This is a genomic window from Mycobacterium sp. E2327, from assembly GCF_001672675.1.
In the GTDB taxonomy this organism is placed as follows: Bacteria; Actinomycetota; Actinomycetes; order Mycobacteriales; family Mycobacteriaceae; genus Mycobacterium.
Window position 1 is genome coordinate 17425 of the sequence record NZ_LZKE01000212.1, and the last position, 17126, is coordinate 34550.

General features: G+C 67.4%; 17 protein-coding genes and 1 pseudogene. 7 read left to right on the forward strand and 11 right to left on the reverse strand.

Annotated elements, in window-relative coordinates; translation table 11 throughout:
* Window positions 1–232: 232 nt before the first annotated feature.
* The gene (locus A5712_RS24045; RefSeq protein WP_068110910.1) at window positions 233–520 is read left to right on the forward strand and encodes a hypothetical protein; all 288 of its coding nucleotides are present in this window, start codon (window positions 233–235) and stop codon (window positions 518–520) included.
* Here A5712_RS24045 and A5712_RS24050 read toward each other — a convergent pair.
* From A5712_RS24050 to A5712_RS24065, 4 genes are all read right to left on the reverse strand, one after another.
* Window positions 517–1785, reverse strand: coding sequence for an amidohydrolase family protein (locus tag A5712_RS24050; RefSeq protein WP_068110912.1), 1269 nt, complete (start codon window positions 1783–1785; stop codon window positions 517–519). The two genes, A5712_RS24045 and A5712_RS24050, sit on opposite strands and share 4 nt — an antisense overlap.
* A 64-nt stretch (window positions 1786–1849) precedes the next feature.
* Window positions 1850–2623: a class II aldolase/adducin family protein gene (locus A5712_RS24055; protein ID WP_068110918.1), complete on the reverse strand. Its 774-nt coding sequence runs from the start codon at window positions 2621–2623 to the stop codon at window positions 1850–1852.
* On the reverse strand, window positions 2610–4223 hold the full coding sequence (locus A5712_RS24060) for a class I adenylate-forming enzyme family protein (RefSeq protein WP_068110922.1): 1614 nt from the start codon (window positions 4221–4223) through the stop codon (window positions 2610–2612). Before A5712_RS24060 ends, A5712_RS24055 begins: the two co-directional genes overlap by 14 nt.
* Window positions 4224–4271: 48 nt before the next feature.
* Complete coding sequence (locus A5712_RS24065; RefSeq protein WP_068110924.1) at window positions 4272–4577, reverse strand: hypothetical protein; 306 nt, start codon at window positions 4575–4577, stop codon at window positions 4272–4274.
* A 63-nt stretch (window positions 4578–4640) separates the two neighbouring features.
* On the opposite strand from A5712_RS24065, the gene A5712_RS24070 reads away from it, so the two are divergent.
* From A5712_RS24070 to A5712_RS24080, 3 genes are all read left to right on the forward strand, one after another.
* Window positions 4641–5138: a hypothetical protein gene (locus tag A5712_RS24070; protein ID WP_068110928.1), complete on the forward strand. Its 498-nt coding sequence runs from the start codon at window positions 4641–4643 to the stop codon at window positions 5136–5138.
* 26 nt (window positions 5139–5164) lie between these two features.
* Entirely contained in the window at window positions 5165–5512 is a 348-nt protein-coding gene (locus A5712_RS24075) for an SHOCT domain-containing protein (RefSeq protein WP_068110932.1), read from the forward strand.
* Between the two features lie 93 nt (window positions 5513–5605).
* Window positions 5606–6457, forward strand: coding sequence for a DMT family transporter (locus A5712_RS24080; protein WP_068110935.1), 852 nt, complete (start codon window positions 5606–5608; stop codon window positions 6455–6457).
* A gap of 179 nt (window positions 6458–6636) precedes the next feature.
* Here the strand turns inward: A5712_RS24080 and A5712_RS24085 are convergent, their stop codons facing one another.
* Window positions 6637–8898: an MMPL family transporter gene (locus A5712_RS24085; protein WP_068110938.1), complete on the reverse strand. Its 2262-nt coding sequence runs from the start codon at window positions 8896–8898 to the stop codon at window positions 6637–6639.
* Between the two features lie 103 nt (window positions 8899–9001).
* Between A5712_RS24085 and A5712_RS24090 the strand changes: the two genes are divergently transcribed.
* Genes A5712_RS24090 through A5712_RS24100 form a run of 3 tightly spaced genes read left to right on the forward strand, consistent with a single transcriptional unit; the run spans window position 9002 to window position 11166 of the window.
* A complete protein-coding gene (locus A5712_RS24090; protein WP_068110941.1) occupies window positions 9002–9466 on the forward strand; it encodes a helix-turn-helix domain-containing protein in 465 nt (154 codons plus the stop codon).
* Between the two features lie 24 nt (window positions 9467–9490).
* Window positions 9491–9970 (forward strand): hypothetical protein, encoded by a 480-nt coding sequence (locus tag A5712_RS24095; protein WP_231982221.1) that lies wholly within the window; start codon window positions 9491–9493, stop codon window positions 9968–9970.
* Complete coding sequence (locus tag A5712_RS24100) at window positions 9967–11166, forward strand: DUF6545 domain-containing protein (RefSeq protein ID WP_068110947.1); 1200 nt, start codon at window positions 9967–9969, stop codon at window positions 11164–11166. Before A5712_RS24095 ends, A5712_RS24100 begins: the two co-directional genes overlap by 4 nt.
* 1 nt (window position 11167) lies before the next feature.
* Here the strand turns inward: A5712_RS24100 and fadD1 are convergent, their stop codons facing one another.
* The 6 genes and pseudogenes from fadD1 to A5712_RS24130 form a co-directional block, all read right to left on the reverse strand.
* Window positions 11168–12745 (reverse strand): fatty-acid--CoA ligase FadD1, encoded by a 1578-nt coding sequence (gene fadD1 / locus A5712_RS24105; RefSeq protein WP_068110950.1) that lies wholly within the window; start codon window positions 12743–12745, stop codon window positions 11168–11170.
* Window positions 12742–14340 (reverse strand): NAD(P)/FAD-dependent oxidoreductase, encoded by a 1599-nt coding sequence (locus tag A5712_RS24110; RefSeq protein ID WP_068110954.1) that lies wholly within the window; start codon window positions 14338–14340, stop codon window positions 12742–12744. Before A5712_RS24110 ends, fadD1 begins: the two co-directional genes overlap by 4 nt.
* Window positions 14337–15296 carry an alpha/beta hydrolase gene (locus A5712_RS24115; protein WP_068110968.1) on the reverse strand — a complete coding sequence of 320 codons (960 nt, stop codon included), beginning with the start codon at window positions 15294–15296 and terminating at the stop codon, window positions 14337–14339. The genes A5712_RS24110 and A5712_RS24115 overlap by 4 nt, the downstream gene beginning before the upstream one ends.
* 23 nt (window positions 15297–15319) lie before the next feature.
* A complete protein-coding gene (locus A5712_RS24120; RefSeq protein ID WP_068110956.1) occupies window positions 15320–15727 on the reverse strand; it encodes a Zn-ribbon domain-containing OB-fold protein in 408 nt (135 codons plus the stop codon).
* 1 nt (window position 15728) lies between these two features.
* Window positions 15729–16931, reverse strand: coding sequence for a thiolase family protein (locus tag A5712_RS24125; protein ID WP_068110960.1), 1203 nt, complete (start codon window positions 16929–16931; stop codon window positions 15729–15731).
* Window positions 16928–17126, reverse strand: a pseudogene (locus A5712_RS24130) (acyl dehydratase); the annotation flags it as partial. The pseudogene A5712_RS24130 and the gene A5712_RS24125, both read right to left, overlap by 4 nt.

Here is a 17126-nt window from a genome sequence, read left to right on the forward strand (position 1 = left end):
CCAATCCCACTTGTCTGACGGTCGGGCTTTGAACGCGAGGACCGACGTCCCCGGTCGGCTACCCAGAGCCCGACGGTTCAAAACGCGCGCCCGAGACCGCCGCGACCAGAGCATTTGCGCGTTGCGTTCGGTCGATGCGACGTGTTCGCCATCCGGTCGGGGCCTCGCTCCGAAGGACTAACGAGCAGTTGTTGTCGGGGTCGATGCCGTTGCGTCGAAGAGGGAGGCTGTCTTGCTGGGAATTGCGACGTTCAAAACGGTTGCCGCGGGCGATGGTTCACCGCAGTCCCCGTCCGGATACTGCTACTACCTGGTGTTTCACGCGGTCGCGACGGCGCTGCTGCTCGTCACGTTAGTGGCCGCCATCTGGCAGTTCATGAACTGGATCTCGGAGCCGTCGTGCCCGAGGGACGTGTCGCTGGCGTCCGTGTCGGCGCCGGTGGGCGCGTCGCACCAGCTTTCGGCGCGCGGCGACACCGATTGCCCTTGTCCGCACGAGCGTCAGCACGAAAAGGCCTAGAACGCATCGGGATTGCGCTGGACCTCGACCGGCACGGGATGCCGGTACAGCCGGGACGCGTTCTCCCAACTGAACTTTCGGATCACGTCCGGTGGCAAATCGCCGATCTGTTCGTGGATCGTCTCCTGGGTGTGCGGCCAGGTGGAGTCGCAGTGCGGGTAGTCGGCCTCGAGCATGATGTTGTCAGCGCCGATCCGATCGCGCTGCACGAACGACGATTTGTCCTCCACCGCACAGAACCAGAAGTTTCGGGTGAAGACCTCTGCGGGAGTGAGGCTTTCGCCGAGGGCCTGCCAGGTGCCATACATCGCGTGGTAGCTGAGCATGTGGTCGAGGCGGTCCAGCAAGCCCGCGACCCAGCCGATTCCGCCCTCCGACAGGCAGATCTTCAGGTTGGGGAACCTACTGGGCAGGCCGGAGTACAGCCAGTCGACCGCCGCGGAAATGGCGTAGGCGAAGAACAGCACACCTTGGACGTCCGGCGGCGCGTCGTCGGTGGTGGACGGTGAGGAGCCGGAGGAGCCGATGTGCAGGTTCACCACGGTGTCCGTCTCGGCGCACGCCGCCATCATCGGATCCCAGTGGCCGGAGTGGATGCTCGGCAATCCGAGCATCGCCGGGTTCTCGCTGAAAGTGACGGCGTGAAAGCCGCGTTCGGCGTTCTCATAGATCATCTTTGCGCCGAGTTCGGGGTCCAGCAGCCACGGCAGCTGGCAGGGAATGATGCGTTCGGGATACGAGCCCGCCCAGACCTCGAGGTGCCAGTCGTTCCATGCCCGCACCGACGCAAGCGCCAGGTCGCGGTCCGTGGTGACCTGCTGCAGCCGCTGGCCTGCGAACCCCGGCAGGAACGAGGGAAAGTTGAGCGAGGCATAGATGCCGTTGAGGTCCATGTCTTTCACCCGCGCGTGGATATCCCATGCGCCCCTGCGCATCTCGTCGAACCGGACCGGCTCGAAGCCGTACTCGGCCACCGGCCGCCCGACGACGGCGTTGAATCCGACGTTGGGCAGTTCCCGGCCGTCGTACACCCAGGTCTGTCCCCCGCTGTCGGTCTCGACGACTTTCGGGGCGCGGTCGGCGAACTTGCGCGGCAGGCGCCCGGTGAAGGTGTCGGGCGGTTCGACAATGTGGTCGTCCACCGAGATCACCGTGTAACGCCGTGGCGCACGGGGCGGATCGGGCAGGAAGGTAACCGAGCGGTCACCGCCCGTCTTCGCGGTGGTGAAGTTCAGGTCGCCGGCCAGCTCATCGATCGATTTCACTCGTCAGTCTCCTCGCGGGGCAGGGCGCTTGAGTGTGCGCTGACGGCTTCACCATCCACGCGCATCACGTGAGGACATCGGGATCGGCCTTGATGGTCATCCGGGCCGCCCCAGCCCAGTACACGTCGGCGGCGCGCTCGATCAGCGACCGCTGCATGCCGGCCATGTCCGACCAGTTCATCTTCACCGGTTCCCGGCCGGTGAGCATGACGTCGTAGGCCAGCTTGCAGACCCGTTCGATGGACGCCGCCCGGTACACGGCTTCCGGCAGGTTGCGACCCGTCGCGATGACGCCGTGGTTGGCCAGGATCGTGAGGTTGGCGCCGCCGATGCGCGCGGCGAGATCCGCGGCGCGCGCGGGGCTGTCGACTTCCCCGTCGTACGTGTCGACCAGGCACAGGTCGTCGAGGTAGAGCGAACCGGTTTGGTGGACGAGTTCGGGAAGCCTGCCCAACGCGGCGAGCACGCACACGTAGTAGGGGTGGTTGTGGATGACGACGCGGGCGTCGTCGCGCACGCGGTGCAATTCGGTGTGAATGTGGATGGCCGGGGTGACATCCCACCGGCCGCGGACCACCCGCGCCTCGCTGTTCACCACGCAGATGTCCGAGGCGGTGAGCTCCTGCCACCACAGCCCCCACGGATTGACGAACATGTCCGTCTGGCCGTCGAGCTGCCAGGTGATGTGTCCGGCCATGTTTTCCGCGAAGCCGATGCCGGCGAGGTGACGGAAGGCCACGGCCAGCGCCTGCTCGTTGGACAGGTCGACGCCGATCGGGGGCACCACCGACGGCGCCCACACCTCGACGCCACCTCGACGTGCGTTAGGAGCGTTCATGATCCGCCTCCGTCCTGATTCGAATATCCTCGCGGAGCTGGCCTTTGGCAATCTTGCCGCCGGACGACCGGGGCAGCTCGTCGACCACGATGAGCCGTTCGGGCAGCAGCTCCTTGGAGACGCCCAGCGCCAGCAGGTGCTCGACGAGCTCCGGCAGATCGACGGCCCGCGAGTCGACGAGTTCGGCGTAAAGGCAAACCTTTTCACCGAACACCGGATCGGGCATCGCGACGGCCGCCGCTACCGCGATCGCGGGGTGGGTGGTGGCGGCGTCCTCGACTTGGCTGGCGCTGATGTTCTTGCCGCCGCGGACGATGAAATCGGACGTTCGGCCGGTGACGCTTAGATAGCCGTCCGCGTCGATCTCGCAGATGTCGCCCATCCGCATCCACCCGTCGGCGGTGAACAGCTTGTCGTGGTCGGTCCCGCCCAGGTACCCGAGGCTCGTCGCCGGGCCCCGGCACGCGGGCTGTCCGCGCCCCGTCGCGGTGACGTCCCGGTCGCCGTCGAAGAGCCGAACCGCCATCTCCGGGACGATCCGGCCGCCGGTGCGCAGCCTGCGTTCCCGGGGGTCGTGGACCGTGGTCGCGCTCAGCATCCCGGTCTCGTTCGAGCCGTAGAACTGCAGGATCTTCGCGCCGGTGAGGTCCTCGAACTCCGCGGCGGGTCGGTAGGGCAGCGCCTCGCCGCCCGCGAAAACGACGCGCAGCGAACTCAGGTCGTGTTCGCGAGATGCCGGGTCCGCCATCAGCATCGTCAATTGTGTGCTGACACAACACAGCACGGTGACGTGGTGGCGGGCGATCGCCTCACACGCCGCGGATGCGGTGAACCTCGGCAGGATCACCGCGGTGGCGCCGAGGTAGATCGGCGTCGTGTGGCTGGTCCATAGTCCAAACCCGAACGGCGTCGGTATCACCGGCAGGAAGACGTCGTTCGGTGTCAGCAACCCGTTTGCGACGGCCTTCTGGTGAAAGTAGTGCCACCGGTTTTGCGTGTGCACGACGCATTTGGGCAGGCCCGTGGTCCCGGAGGTGGAGTTGATCAGGAAGACGTCGTCGGGACCCAGTTGTGTCTCCGTGGTTACCGTCCCGGGCTCCGCGTCGACGTTCAGCCGCAGCGCGCCCGGATCGCCGTCCAGGACCAGCGCGGATTCGCCCGCCACGCCCACCGCGGCATCCGCGCGCTGGGCGTCGCTGACCAGAATCTTCGGCCGCGCGTTGCGCAGGATTGCGGCGACCTCGCGGGTCCCGGCGCGCGCGCCGATGCCGACCACGACGGCACCGCACCGTTCGATCGCGACGAACAGCACGTGGATGGCGGCGGAGTCGCCGTGCCACACCGCGACCCGATCACCGCGCGCCACACCGACACCGGCCAATAAATCGGCCAATTGTGTTGCGGCACGGTCGAATTCGGGCCATGACAGCGACTTCCCGGGATGGTCGACGTAGGCGGGACGGTCCGGTGCCGACCGGGCGTTCTGGCGCACCGCGTCCGACAGCGTCAAATCGGACCACCAGCCGGCGGCGCGAAACAGGGCCGGGTCCTCGTCGGTGAATGCCGGCGAGCCCACGGTATCCAGCCCACCTGCGCTCATTCGCAAATGATAGGAAAGCCGCCCGGGTCCTGGTCAGGAAGCCCGTCGCTACGGATTTTGCGGGGGCGGAGCGTCGTGTTGGTTGGCGCCCGCCGTACCGGGATGCGGGTGCGGCGTGGGACAGGTGCGGTGCGGAATGCAGCCACAGTTCAGGCCGATGATGCAGGCGCCGCCGCCCACCGGCTGCACCGGTATCGCGCCGCCCCCATCGCCGGGAGCGGGCGCGACACTCGAAAACTGGGCCGTCGCGCCGCCCGGCGACTCACCAGCGCCGGCGACGCCCAGCCCGACCGCAAGCACGACAGCGGCGCCAGCGCAGACCGCGGCCGCCGTACGGCGCATGCGGTTCGTCATGGCAGTCAACTGTAGTTTCTTTTCAGAAGATGCGCATCGCGACAAGCGGAGGGCAGCGGCAGGATGAAACATCCACGGGCTTCCCACTTGTGGCCGGGGTTGCTGAGCGGCGCCGCCGCGGGGGCCACCGGTACCACCGCGCTCAACGTGATCACCTATCTCGACATCGCCGTGCGCGGCCGGCCGACGAGCTCCACGCCCGAACGGACCGTCGAGGCGATGGCGAAGCTGTTCGGCCTGACGGTGCCGGGATCCGGTGACGTCCTGGCCAATCGGCTGCTCGGCCTGGGTGCGCTGACCGGGTATGCCGCGGGGATCGGGATGGGCCTGATCCTCGGGCTGGCCTACGCGCTGGGCTGGCGCCCGAGCCTCGTGGTCGCCGCGCTCGTCGCGACGGCGCTCGCCCTCATCGGCACCAACGGGCCGATGACCGTGCTCGGCGTGACCGACCCGCGAACCTGGGGCGTCGTCGGCTGGATCAGCGATTTGGTTCCGCACTTCGGCTACGGCGTCGTCACCGCCCTGGTGCTGGATTACCTTTGCCGCAGTTGGGATCGGTAGCCACCTGCCCGGTTTCCACTTGCCGCATGAAGACCAAAGCCGCTGTCCTGTTGTCCGGCGCGCTGATCGCCGTGCTGCTGGTCTCGCGCTACTTCGCTCTGAGCCGCGCGGGCGTGCCGCTGGGGTGGCTGCTCTACCTCGGGCTGCCGATCACCGCGGGCGGTGTGCTCTTCGCGCTCCGGCTCGTCAACCTCGGCTCGGAATGGGGCGTTAGGGACACGAGGCAGCTCGCGGACCCGACGGCGCATTCGTATCCGGACCCGCCGGTGCCGGTTCCCGAGCGCTTCAGGGAACTGGAGGCGCTGCGCGCCGCCGGCGCGATCTCCGAGTCCGAGTACACCGCGAAGCTCGCACGCATCCTCTCGCAGATGTGAGTTGCCTGGGCTTGAGCGTGGGGCCTATGGACGAATCCGCGGCAGTTTCCCTACCTAGGGCCCACACTCGCCGGCCCCCGTATTGTCTAGTCCGTGCTCATCGGGTTCCTGCTCGCGCTGGGTTGCTCGGTGTGCTACGGCACCGCCACGGTCTTGCAGGCGGTCGCCACCCGATCGGTCGAACCGGCCAGCAAGTCGGGCGTCGACGCGGTGCTGTTGATGCGGGCCGTCCGGCAGTGGCGCTATATCGCCGGCATCGGCCTTGACGTCCTCGGGTTTCTGCTTCAGGTGATGGCGCTGCGGTTGGTGCCGATCTACGTCGTGGCCGCGGCGCTGGCGGCATCGATTGCGGTCACCGGCATCGTCTCGGCCTGGGTGCTGTCGGCGCGGCTGTCCGCAACGGAATGGACGGCCGTCGCGGTGGTCTGCGTGAGCCTCGTCGTGCTCGCGTGCGCGGCGGGCCCCGGCCACTTTCGCCGCGCCCCGGCCGGACTCGGCTGGGCGCTGATCGGTGTGGTCGCGGCGATATTCCTCATCGGTGCCGCCGCCGGCCGGTTGCATGACCGCGCCCGGGGGCTCGCCCTGGGCCTTTGCGCGGGAAGCGGATTCGGCGTGGTCGAAATCGCGGTGCGCCTGATGGATGTCGTCGACCCGACCAAGCCCGGCTTCTACACCCAGCCGGCGCTGTACGCGGGCGCCGGCGGCGGGGTCGCGGGATTTCTCCTGCTCACCTCCGCCCTGCACCGCGGTTCGGTGACGACGACGGTGGCGGCCATGGTCGTCGGTGAGACGATTGCGCCCGCGATCGTGGGCGTCGTCTGGCTGGGTGACTCCGCCCGCGACGGCCTCGGCTGGCTGGTGATCGCGGGATTCGTTGTGGCCGTGTGCGGAACGCTGGTGTTGGCGCGCTTCGGCGAGGCGCCCACGCCCGCCGAGGCCGGGTGAGTCATTTCGCTCTGGCCGCCGAATCTATTTCCGCTGCAGGCGATATAGCGCCCGTGAGGGACAACTGAGTCCAGGGCGCCGACGACGCGGGTCGGTTTTCTGCGCGGTCCAGCCGGCCGGAATCTGGGCATGCGAAAACCGCTAGGGGCCAACCCGATTGCGTTACAGACCGGCTCCTGCTACTCATCCTGGGCCACGTAACCGGGCGCCACGTGCCTGGCGCGGCTGGCCGATTCGCTGATGCCGATCCGGTTGTGCAGCCAGGCCAGCGGTTTGGGGGTCCACCAGTTGGCCCGGCCCAGCACGTGCATGAAGACCGGTAGCAGTACGGTGCGTATCACGGTCGCGTCCATGAGTATGGCCAGGGTCAGTCCGAGCCCGAACATCCTCATGAACGACACCTGCGAGGCGGCCAGCGCGGCAAACGAGATCGACATGACCAGCGCGGCGGCGGTGATCACGCGCCCGGTACGGGCCACGCCCAACGCCACGCACTCGTCGTTGGCGTCGCTGCTGCGAGCCGATGCCAGCCAGTACTCGCGAATCCGGGACACCAGGAACACCTCATAGTCCATGGATAGGCCGAACGCGATGCAGAACATCAGTACCGCCGTGTTGGCGATCAACGTTCCGGTAGACGTGGTCCCTAGGGCGTCAAGGTGGCCCTCTTGGAATATCCATACCAGGGCACCGAACGTCGCCGTGAGCGATAAGACGTTGAGGATCAACGCCTTGACGGGCAGCACCACGCTACCGGTAAGCAAAAACAGCAGGACGAAGGTGACGACAGCGATAAATCCGACCGCCAGCGGCAGGCGCGAGGTGATGGCTTCGACGCTGTCGCGGTCGGCTTGCGCGAGGCCGGCGAGCTGGACTGACCGGCCACCGGGGCCCGGCATCTTGTGTAACCGGTCGAGTTGGGTGTCGGAGGCTGACGAGTTCAACGGCGCGGAACTGGCGACGGTCAAAAATGCACTGCCGCCGGCGATCCCAGTCGCGGCCGCCGGTGGCCCGACATCGTGCCCACCGATGAAGGTGCCGGCCGGAGCGGCTACCGCGGACACGTCGGGCACCCGAGACAGATCGGCAGCGTAGCCGTCAAGGTCGGAAGGAACCAGGTCGCGCGCGTTGGGGATGACGACCTGTATCGCCGGCGCGGAATCGTTGGCGAAATCGTTGCGGAGCTGGTCGCCCACCTGGTGGGCGGACGCAGATCGCGGCAACAGGCGGTCGTCGGAATAGCCCCACTTCACGTGCAGGAACGGGAATCCCAGCAGCAGCAGCACGGCGAGCGCGGCCAGACCGATGGGCATCGCTCGGCGCATCACCAGCTTGGTTGACCGGTACCAGAACAGCTGTTCTGGTCGTCTCGGCAGCGGATCAGGTCGACGCAGCACCCGACGTACCAGCCGACGAACATCCAGGGAGTCCAGCCGAGGCCCCAGTGCGGCAATCGCTGCCGGGGTCACCATGATCGCCGCGAGACCGGCGAATGCGACCGTTGCAACTCCGGCGTAGGCGAACGATCTCAAGAAGTACATGGGGAACAACAGCATCACTGCCATCGACAGCGCGACCGTGATCGCGGAGAAGAGCACGGTTCGCCCGGCCGTGGCCATCGTCCGGATCAGTGCGTCCTTGGGAGTGGCTCCTTCGGCCAGCTCGTCGCGGTAGCGGCTGATGATCAACAGTGTGTAGTCGATGGCCAGCGCCAGGCCCAGCGCGGTGCTGAGGTTGAGCGCCAAAATCGAGACGTCCGTGGTGAAAGTCAGTAGCCGCAGTATCGACATGGAACCGACGATGGCGATGAGCCCCACGGCAACGGGCAGCGCCGCCGCGAGCAGGCCACCGAACACCCACACCAGTGCAAGGAAGCTCAACGGGATTGCGATGACTTCCATCAACACCAGGTCGCGCTGAGTTTGATCGTTGACCTGCGCGTAGACCATCGCCATTCCCCCAGCGCGCACGTCGACTCCGTCGCGATCGCCCCCGATTTGATCGGACAGCGCCTTGGCGTATTTCGGCGCGTTGTTTTCGCCGCCTTTGAGGTTGGCCACGATCAAGCCGGACTTGCCGTCCTTGCTAATCAGCCCGGCCGCGATCTCCGGTGCAGCGGTCCACGCCGAGGACACGTTCAGCACGTACGGGGACCGCAACAGCTGTTCGTCGATATTGGTGCCGACCCGACGAGCTTGATCGCTGGCGGCACCTCCGGGCGCAGTCACCACAAACACCAGCTGCTGATCGCTTTGACCGAACTTGTCGGTTAACAGCCCGCTGGCGTGGGCCGACTCCGAGCTCGGATCCCGGAAGCCGCCGACCGACAGGCTCGGAGCGACCGGGGCACCAAAGACCGATGCCCCGATGAGGATCAGCAAGGCAACAGCGATGACCCGCCGCGGCGCGGCGATAGCCAACAGCGCGATCCGGTGCAGCATGTAGTGTCCTTCCAAGTTTGTCACCCGGTATCGCCCGACGTACCATCCCCAGTTGAGTAACGTGAGTACATGCCGATAGCGGTCATAATAAACGGGAGTACACATGGGCGGCCACGGGGATGCTGAAGGCGTCGAGAAGGGCGACCTGGCCGCCCGCCTGAACAAGCTCTTCGAGATCATGCGTCGGCCAGACACGCCGCCGCTGTCGAATGCCGCCGCCGCGGCCGCTATCACCACCCAAACCGGTGTCTCGATCAGCCCGGCATACCTCTGGCAGCTCAGAAGCGGGGTCAAGGACAACCCAACGGTCCAGCATTTGCGCGCCATCGCCGAGTTTTTCGGGGTACCGGCCAGCTATCTCATTGACCGCGATCCGGACGCGCAGATCGATGCCCAACTCAATCTTCTGCAAGCGTTGCGTGACAACGGCGTACGGGATTTGGCCATGCGTGCGAGCGGCCTTACTCCGCAGGCACTCAACAGTGTGGCCCTGATCCTTGACCGCGTTCGCGAGCTTGAGCGACTTCCGCCGATCGCGCACCCAGTCGGCGGTGAGGGGGAGGCGTAAATGACACTTTCGAATGGTGACATCTTGGCGCTGGCACGCCGCCAGCCGATCCCGGTCCCCTGGGACAGGGACGTCTTCATCCGCAATCTGGCTGAATTGCGCGGCCGCCCAATCAGATTGATTCCAACCGACACCGCCGCTCTGGCCGACAGTCCATGCGGACTATGGCTGGCCCGCGACAACGACGACGTGATCCTGCACGAGATCGGGACCACCGACTACCACATCGACCAGATCGTGGGCCACGAGATCGGGCACATGCTCCTAGGTCACAACCGAAGTCCTGCTTTCGGCCCGGACAAGAGGCGCGAACACGACCTGTGCCGCCAGGTCTTGCCCGATATCGATCCTCAAACCGTGCATGCGGTGCTCGGACGCAGCAATGGCGGCAGCGAGCAAGAGCGCGATGCCGAAATGTTCGCTTCCCTGCTGATGATCGCCGCCGCCGAAGCCAACGAACGCTCGTCGATGATGATGCGTAGCGCCTTCTTCCATCGGCGATGACCTCCACCGTCCCAGGCTTCATCGCCTGGCCCGTGATCATCGCCATGGCGGTGCTTCTCGCCGCGCGCTTCCGCTGGTGCAGGACCAACCTCTACGAGAGGTACTACAGCAATCTGATGGCCTGGATCCTGCTGATCCAGCTCCTGCGTGAGCGCGATGTAGAAGTCATGCTGTCCAAACGGGCCCTGCTGACCGTCACCACCGCCCAGCAATTATCCTCCGCGGCAATGATTTTCGCCGCCACCGAATTCATTGGCTTTACGATGTTGTGGACTCGGCACTCACCGGTCGAAACGCGCCGGGGTCACCGCTATTACCGCCTGGCCGCGGTCATCTTATGCGTGGCATACCTGGTCGCGGCGACCCGTGCCCGCGTTGCCGGTCAAACCCTTGAAGTCGCCGGCGGCTGGGACGGAGTCTTGGCCTGCAGCTTGTATACGGCCATGATTCTCCTGCTGGCGGTTCGGGCTATTTGGATGTTCGCGGCCGAGGTGCGGAAGAGCACCCAGAAACGTGACCTCTTCCTCGCCGTCGGCGGGCTACTGGTCGGTGTGCTGACCGCAGCAGCCTGCCTGGAAGCGCTGGTCTCGGCGGCGACCGATCAGCTCGGCTGGACTGACACGCTGAGGTTCCGGCTGCGGTTGCACGGCTTTGAGGCCTTTTGCATAGCAGTCATCGTGTATGGCTTCGGAGCTGTTCCGCTCGTAGCGCGAGTGCTGCGTTACCTCGGACTGGATCCCATCAGCCGCTCCTGGAAAAACTTGGCCGCCTTAAGGGCAAGCTTGACAACGGTGGTCCCGGAAAGCAGCTTCAACCTCGACCACGACAATTATCGATTTCAAAAAACCACCCTGCAGCTACACCAAACCATCATCGAAATCCGCGACGCGATCCTGCATCTACGTCCCTATTTCCGCGACATAGCGCCGCACGAGCTGGCCCGGTTCCTCCACGCAAACTCCGTGCCTACCGCCGAACACGACGCGGCGTCGCAAGCCTTACAACTGGCTCACGCCGCCAGAGCCAAGACCGCGGGCGCCACGCCCGGATCCCCCGACGTGGCAACGATTTTGCGCTCCCGGGCGACGACCCTCGACGAGGAGGTCACCGAACTGTTGGCCCTGGCGAAATGGTGGAAGCCCGCCTTAGCGGCCACCGAACAGCTCAGCCAGATTGCGCCCGCCGACGCCGGGTGAGTCACGGCGACACGCTATAGGTGGTGCCGCGCGCGTCGCGCGTCCACAGCACCCCGCCCTGCGCGGTGATGCCGGCGGCGATCAGCTCCCGTTTGAGGATCTTGTTGGTCGCGGTCGCGGGCAGGTCGTCGTTGATCCGCACGTAGCGCGGCCACGCCTTGGGCGACAGGTCTGGCTGCGAGGTGAGGAACTTCTCGAAATCTGCTGGCTCCAAAGCGGTTTCGTCGCGAAGCACGAGTGCGGCCATCACCTGGTCGCCGACCCGCTCGTCGGGCACCGCATAAACCGCGACCTGACCGATCTGCGGCAGCCGTTCCAGGATCCGCTCGATCGGCGCCGCCGCCAGGTTTTCGCCGTCCACCCGCATCCAGTCCGCGGTGCGCCCGGCCAGATAGATCCAGCCGTCGGCGTCGCGGTAGGCCAGATCACCCGACCAGTACATGCCGTGCCGGATGCGCTCGGCTGTCGCGGCGGGATCGTTGTAGTAGCCGGTGAACGGCCCGGCGCCCTGGGTGTTGACGAGTTCGCCGACGGCGTCGTCGAAATTGGTCAGCGCGCCGTGCTCGTCGAACTCCGCGACCGCGCACTCGGTCAGGGTTCGCGGGTTGTAGATGCTGACTCCCGGGTAGGGCTTGCCGATCGAGCCGGGTGGGGCGCCGTCCTCGCGCACCACGATCACCGCGAACTCGCTGGAGCCGAAGCTGTCGATGACGCGGCATCCGAAACGCCGTGCGAATTCGTCGATGTCGCGGTCGGTCGCCTCGTTGCCGAACGCGATTCGCAGCGAGGTGTCGGCGTCGTCGGGACGTTCGGGGGTGGCAAGGATCAGCGCGAGCGGCTTGCCGACATAGTTCAGGTAGGTCACCTGGTAGCGGCGTACGTCGTCGATGAAGCGTGACGGAGAGAACTTGGCCGGCACCATCGTGGCGCCGCTGCCGATGGCGACCGCCCATCCGGCGGCGATGCCGTTGGAGTGAAACAGCGGCATGGCCAGATAGCAGACGTCCTGGGCGGTGACGTCGTACTGCCAGATCAGGCTGGTCCCGCACATGATCGCCATGCCGTGCGCGAATCGGACGGCCTTGGGGTCACCGCTGGTGCCGGAGGTGAAGATCATCATCAGGGTGCCCGCGGCGGTGACCTCGCGATGCGGAACCAGGGCCGGGGCCGCGGCGACCGCGTCGGAGTAGCGCGTCGAGCCTACGTCGATGACCTGAATCCCGTTGAGCGCGAGGCCTTCCAGCAGGGGCAGGTGCTCGCCGTCGACGAGCAGGATCTGGCAGTCGGATCGGCGGATGTCGGCGAGCAGCCCTGGCCCACGCCGGGTGGTGTTGATCCCGCACAACACGTAGCCGCCCAGCGCGGCGGCGGCCATGGCGCGCAGCATCGCCGGGGAGTTGGTGAGCAGCGCGCCGACGTGCAGTGGACGGGCCGGGTCGGCGAGGCCGATCAGCGCGGCCGCCTCCGCCTCGGCCTCGGCCAGATGTTGCCGCCAGGTCCACGTCCGGTCGCCGTGGGCGACCGCGGGCGTGTCGTCGTTGCGGCGCTGGCGTAGCAGTTGCTGGACTGTCTCGGTCATCGGGTGGTCAGCACCAGCCCGGCGTAGTTGTGCGCGGCCACCGCGTCGCAGTGCCGCCGGTAGTTGCCGAATCCTCCCGCGTAGGGCATGAATACGCGCTTCTTGCCTTCGATGTTGGCGCCCAGGTACCACGACGACGCGGCCTTGGGGAACAGCGTCTGGTCGGCGGCCTGTGCCACGTGGCGGGTCCAGGCCTCGGCGGCGTCGCGGCGCGGTTCCACCTCGCTCAGGCCGAGTCGGCGGGCCGTGAGCATCAGTTCGATCACCCAGTCGATCTGCACCTCGGCGTGCAGGACCATGTTGGCCAGCACCGACGGGCTGCCGGGCCCGCTGATGGTGAACAGGTTGGGCAGGCCGGGCACCATCAGGCCGAGAAACGTCAGCGGGCCGTCGGCCCAGACGTCGCGCAGCCGCACTCCGCCGGGCCCGCTCGGGTCGATCCGGGTCAGCGCGCCGGTCAGCGCGTCGAAGCCGGTCGCGAAGACCAGCACGTCGCACGGGTAGGTGGCCTCGCTGGTTCGCACGCCCTCACCGGTGATGGAGTCGATGGGCTCGCGGCGCAGGTTCACCAGCCGAACGTTGTCGCGGTTGAACGTCGCGTAATAGCCTGCGTCGGTACAGATCCGCTTGGTCCCGATCGGGTGGTCGACCGGGATGAGATCGGCGGCGACGACGGGATCGTGCACGATTTCCCGGATGCGTTCCTCGGCGAATTTCCTTGCGATGTCGTTGGCCGCCGGGTCGCTGTTCTGATCGGGGAAGGTCTTCGCGAACAGCACGCCGCCCTCGCGCCAGCGCCGCCACAGGGCATCGACGCGCTCGTGCGGTTCGGTGTCGACCGCCTTCTTAGGGTAGGTGCCGTGCGGCGTGCCCGCCGAGGCGTAGGCCGAGAGCCGGCGGCGCTCCGGGTAGTCCTCCCGGATCTGTTGCTGTTCCTCGGGAGACCATGGGCGGTTGGGCATTGGGATGCTGTAGTTCGCCGAGCGCTGGAACACCACCAGCCGCTCGGCCTCGGCGGCGATCAGCGGAACCGCTTGAATGCCAGACGAACCCGTGCCGATCAGCCCCACCCATTTGCCGCGCAGGTCCGGATCCTCGCCGGGCCACTCCGCCGTGAAGTACACCTCGCCGGCGAAGTCGCCGACGCCGGGGATGTCGGGGCGGTTCACCGCCGAAAGGCAGCCCGTCGCGCACAACAGATAACGCGCGGCGTGCTGGTGGCCGCCGGAGGTGCGCACGTGCCAGCGCCGGTCGTCCTGGTTGAAGTCGGCGCCGACCACGTCGACGCCGAACCGGTAGTGGCGGCGCAGGTCGAACCGGTCGGCGACGTGGCGGAGATAGGCCAGGATCTCCGGCTGCGCGGCGAAGCGTTCGGTCCAGGTCCAGCTCTGCTGCAGTTCCTCGTCGAATGAGTATGAGTAATCGACGCTTTCGACGTCGCACCGCGCGCCTGGGTAGCGGTTCCAGTACCACGTGCCGCCCACGTCGGGAGCCGCCTCGATGCCGATTACCGACAACCCCGCCGAGGCCGCCCGGTGCACGGCATACAGCCCGGCGAACCCCGCGCCGATGACGATGACGTCCGTATCGGTCATGTCGCCTCGCAACGCGTCGGCGCGAGGAGCCCGCGCAGGTCGCCGCATATCATCTCGCGCGCCGAGGCCGCCGGCGGAAAGGATTGAATCGTCATGAACCCGTGGAACAATCCCGGGAAATCGCGATGCACGACCGGTACCCCGGCGCTGCGCAGGCAGTGCGCGTAGTGGCATCCCTCGCTGTGCAGCGGATCCAGCCCGGCGGTCGCGATCACCGCTGGGGGTAGGTCCGCATGAGAATCCGCTCGGGCGGGCGCCACCAGGTAGGGCGGGTCGACGAGCCTGTCGGCGCCGAGGTATTGCCGCCAGTACCACTGCATCGCGGCGCGGGTGTTGAAGTATCCGGTGCCGTAGCGGTGGTAGCTGTCGGTGTCGAACGACGGGTCGATGGCCGGGTAGAGCAACAGTTGGGCGGCCGGCGGGGCGATCCCTCGTTCGCGACACAGGATCGCGGTGACGGCCGCGAGATTCCCGCCGGCGCTGTCGCCGGCGACCGCCGTCCGCATGGGGTCGATGCCAAGCCCGGCTGCGTGTTCTACCACCCAGCAGTACGCGGCGAAGGCGTCGAGCGCGGCCGCGGGCGCGGGGTGCTCGGGGGCCAGGCGGTAGCCGACGGACACGACGACGGCCTGGGCGCCGCGCGCCAGGGCGCGGCAGAAGCCGTCGTGGGACTCGATGTCGCAGAACACGAATCCGCCGCCGTGGTAGAAGACGATCCCGGGACGACGGCCGAACGGTTCGCCGTGTGGGTGGTAGATCCGCACCGGGAGGGCGCCCGCCGGGCCCGGGATCGCGTGGTCGATGGTGTCGCGAACGTCGCCGACGTTCTCGACGGGCACGCGTCGCTGGGCGACCGCGGCGCGCGCTTCCGGCCCGGTCATCGTCTCCACGCGCGGAAATCCGTCGTTCAGTTCGCGCAGCATCGCCTGCACGACGCCATCGATCGGGTCGTCCATGGTGGCCTCCGCCGCTGCGCCGGTCACGCCGGCCGATACTTCAGCAAGGTGATTCCGCTCTCGGGCAGATCGTAAAACACGGGCGCAACCCGCATTCCGATTCGGATGTCGGCCGGGTCGACGTCCACCAATTCGGTGCTGACCCGTGGCCCGGCGTCCCACTGCACCACCGCGGGGAGTTGCGGCAGGGCGTCGGCCCAGGGCGGGCCGGTGGGCCGGCGCGCGACGGTGAACGTGTACAGCGTTCCGGCGCCTTCGATTTCGCGCCATTCCAGGTCGTCGGCAAGGGAACCGGGGGCCAGGCTGCGCGGGTAGAAGACGTGGCGTTGCAGCGACGGCGAGTACTGCACCAGGATTCGGTGCTGGCGCAGGCCGTCCCAGAACGGTTGGGAGACCGGCGTGGGCTCGGGCACGGGGTATTCGGCGGTCACGCTAGTCCCCCCGGATCAGCAGGGCGACCTGCTCGCTCATGATCCCGCCGTTGCCGGTGATGAACCCGACGTCGCAGCCGGGCACCTGTGCATCGCCGGCCCGGCCCATGACCTGACGCGCCCCGTCCACGACGTGGTGCATCCCCCCGGCCATCCCGGCCTGACCGAAGGACAGTTGACCGCCCGCGGTGTTGAGGGGGAAGTCGCCGCGGTAGGTGAGATCGTGGTCGCTGACCCAGGACATGCCTTGGCCTTTGGCGCAGAAGCCGGCGTCCTCCAGGCTCATCAGCACCGTGATGGTGTAGCAGTCGTAGATCGAGGCGACGTCGACGTCGGACCGGTCCAGCCCCGCCATCGTGAACGCCTTCTCGGCGGCGCGCGCGATCGGCGTGCGCAGCAGGTCGTCGGCGTAGGTCGGGGTTTTGAACGCGATGTGCTCACCGAAGCCCGCGATCCAGACGGGGCGGTTGCGGCTTCGGCGCGCGATGTCGGCGTTGGCGACCAGGACGCCGGCTCCCCCGTGCACCCGCATCACCGTCTCGAGCATGTGAATGGGATCGGCGATCATCGGGCTGGCGAGGACGTCGTCCACGGTGATCGGGGTTCCGTGGAACACGGCGCCCGGATGCGCGCAGGCGTTGGCGCGCTGGTCGACCGCGATCTTTGCGACGGCGACGGCGTCGTAGCCGAACTCGGCCGCGTAGCGCTGGGCGATCTGCGCGTAGGGGGCGTTCTGGCCGACGTTGCCGTACGGGATCTCGAACTCGGCCTGCGGGGAGCCGTAGGTGTTCGACGACGCCCCATACCAATTCGGTGCCGGCGGCGGCCGCCGTTGGGACTGCGGCAGGGCGGCCGACCCCGGGACGACGGCCAGCGCCGCGTCACAGATGCCGAGCTCCACGGCCGCCGCGGCGCGCCACACCATTCCCGCCGAGGTGGCTCCCCCGAGATCCACCCGCTCACCGAAATCCAATGCCATGCCGAGGTATTCGCACAGCGTGGCCGGTGCGAACATCGCCGATTCGGCCACCCCGTGGGTGAGCAGGCCGTTGACGCAGCCGGGGTCGACGCCGGCGTCCTCGATGGCCAGCTTCGCCAACAACGCGTACTGGTCGAGGGTGAACCGTGGCGGTCCGGTCGGGCGCCGTTCGGCGGGCAGCTCGGCGATCCCGATGATCGCCGCTTCCCCGCGCAGCCCGGTCACGACGGCGTTCCGCGTCGGGGCAGCTCGACGGTCGCGGTTCCGGGCATCAGCACGGTGTCGTCGCGGCGGCCGGCGATCTCGAGATCCAGGAGGCCCGCGCCGCTCTCGGTGAGGCGCTTGCCCGTCACCTCGCCGCCGAAGCTGAGCGGCTGGCCGGGATAGGCGACGGCCCGGTTCTGTACCGAGAAGGACACC

Coding starts and splice junctions, on each gene's coding strand:
- A5712_RS24055 (WP_068110918.1), bottom strand. CDS start 2,623: ATGAACGCTCCTAACGCACGTCGAGGTGGCGTCGAGGTGTGGGCGCCG.
- A5712_RS24060 (WP_068110922.1), bottom strand. CDS start 4,223: ATGAGCGCAGGTGGGCTGGATACCGTGGGCTCGCCGGCATTCACCGAC.
- A5712_RS24065 (WP_068110924.1), bottom strand. CDS start 4,577: ATGACGAACCGCATGCGCCGTACGGCGGCCGCGGTCTGCGCTGGCGCC.
- A5712_RS24070 (WP_068110928.1), top strand. CDS start 4,641: ATGAAACATCCACGGGCTTCCCACTTGTGGCCGGGGTTGCTGAGCGGC.
- A5712_RS24075 (WP_068110932.1), top strand. CDS start 5,165: ATGAAGACCAAAGCCGCTGTCCTGTTGTCCGGCGCGCTGATCGCCGTG.
- A5712_RS24085 (WP_068110938.1), bottom strand. CDS start 8,898: ATGCTGCACCGGATCGCGCTGTTGGCTATCGCCGCGCCGCGGCGGGTC.
- A5712_RS24090 (WP_068110941.1), top strand. CDS start 9,002: ATGGGCGGCCACGGGGATGCTGAAGGCGTCGAGAAGGGCGACCTGGCC.
- A5712_RS24100 (WP_068110947.1), top strand. CDS start 9,967: ATGACCTCCACCGTCCCAGGCTTCATCGCCTGGCCCGTGATCATCGCC.
- fadD1 (WP_068110950.1), bottom strand. CDS start 12,745: ATGACCGAGACAGTCCAGCAACTGCTACGCCAGCGCCGCAACGACGAC.
- A5712_RS24110 (WP_068110954.1), bottom strand. CDS start 14,340: ATGACCGATACGGACGTCATCGTCATCGGCGCGGGGTTCGCCGGGCTG.
- A5712_RS24115 (WP_068110968.1), bottom strand. CDS start 15,296: ATGGACGACCCGATCGATGGCGTCGTGCAGGCGATGCTGCGCGAACTG.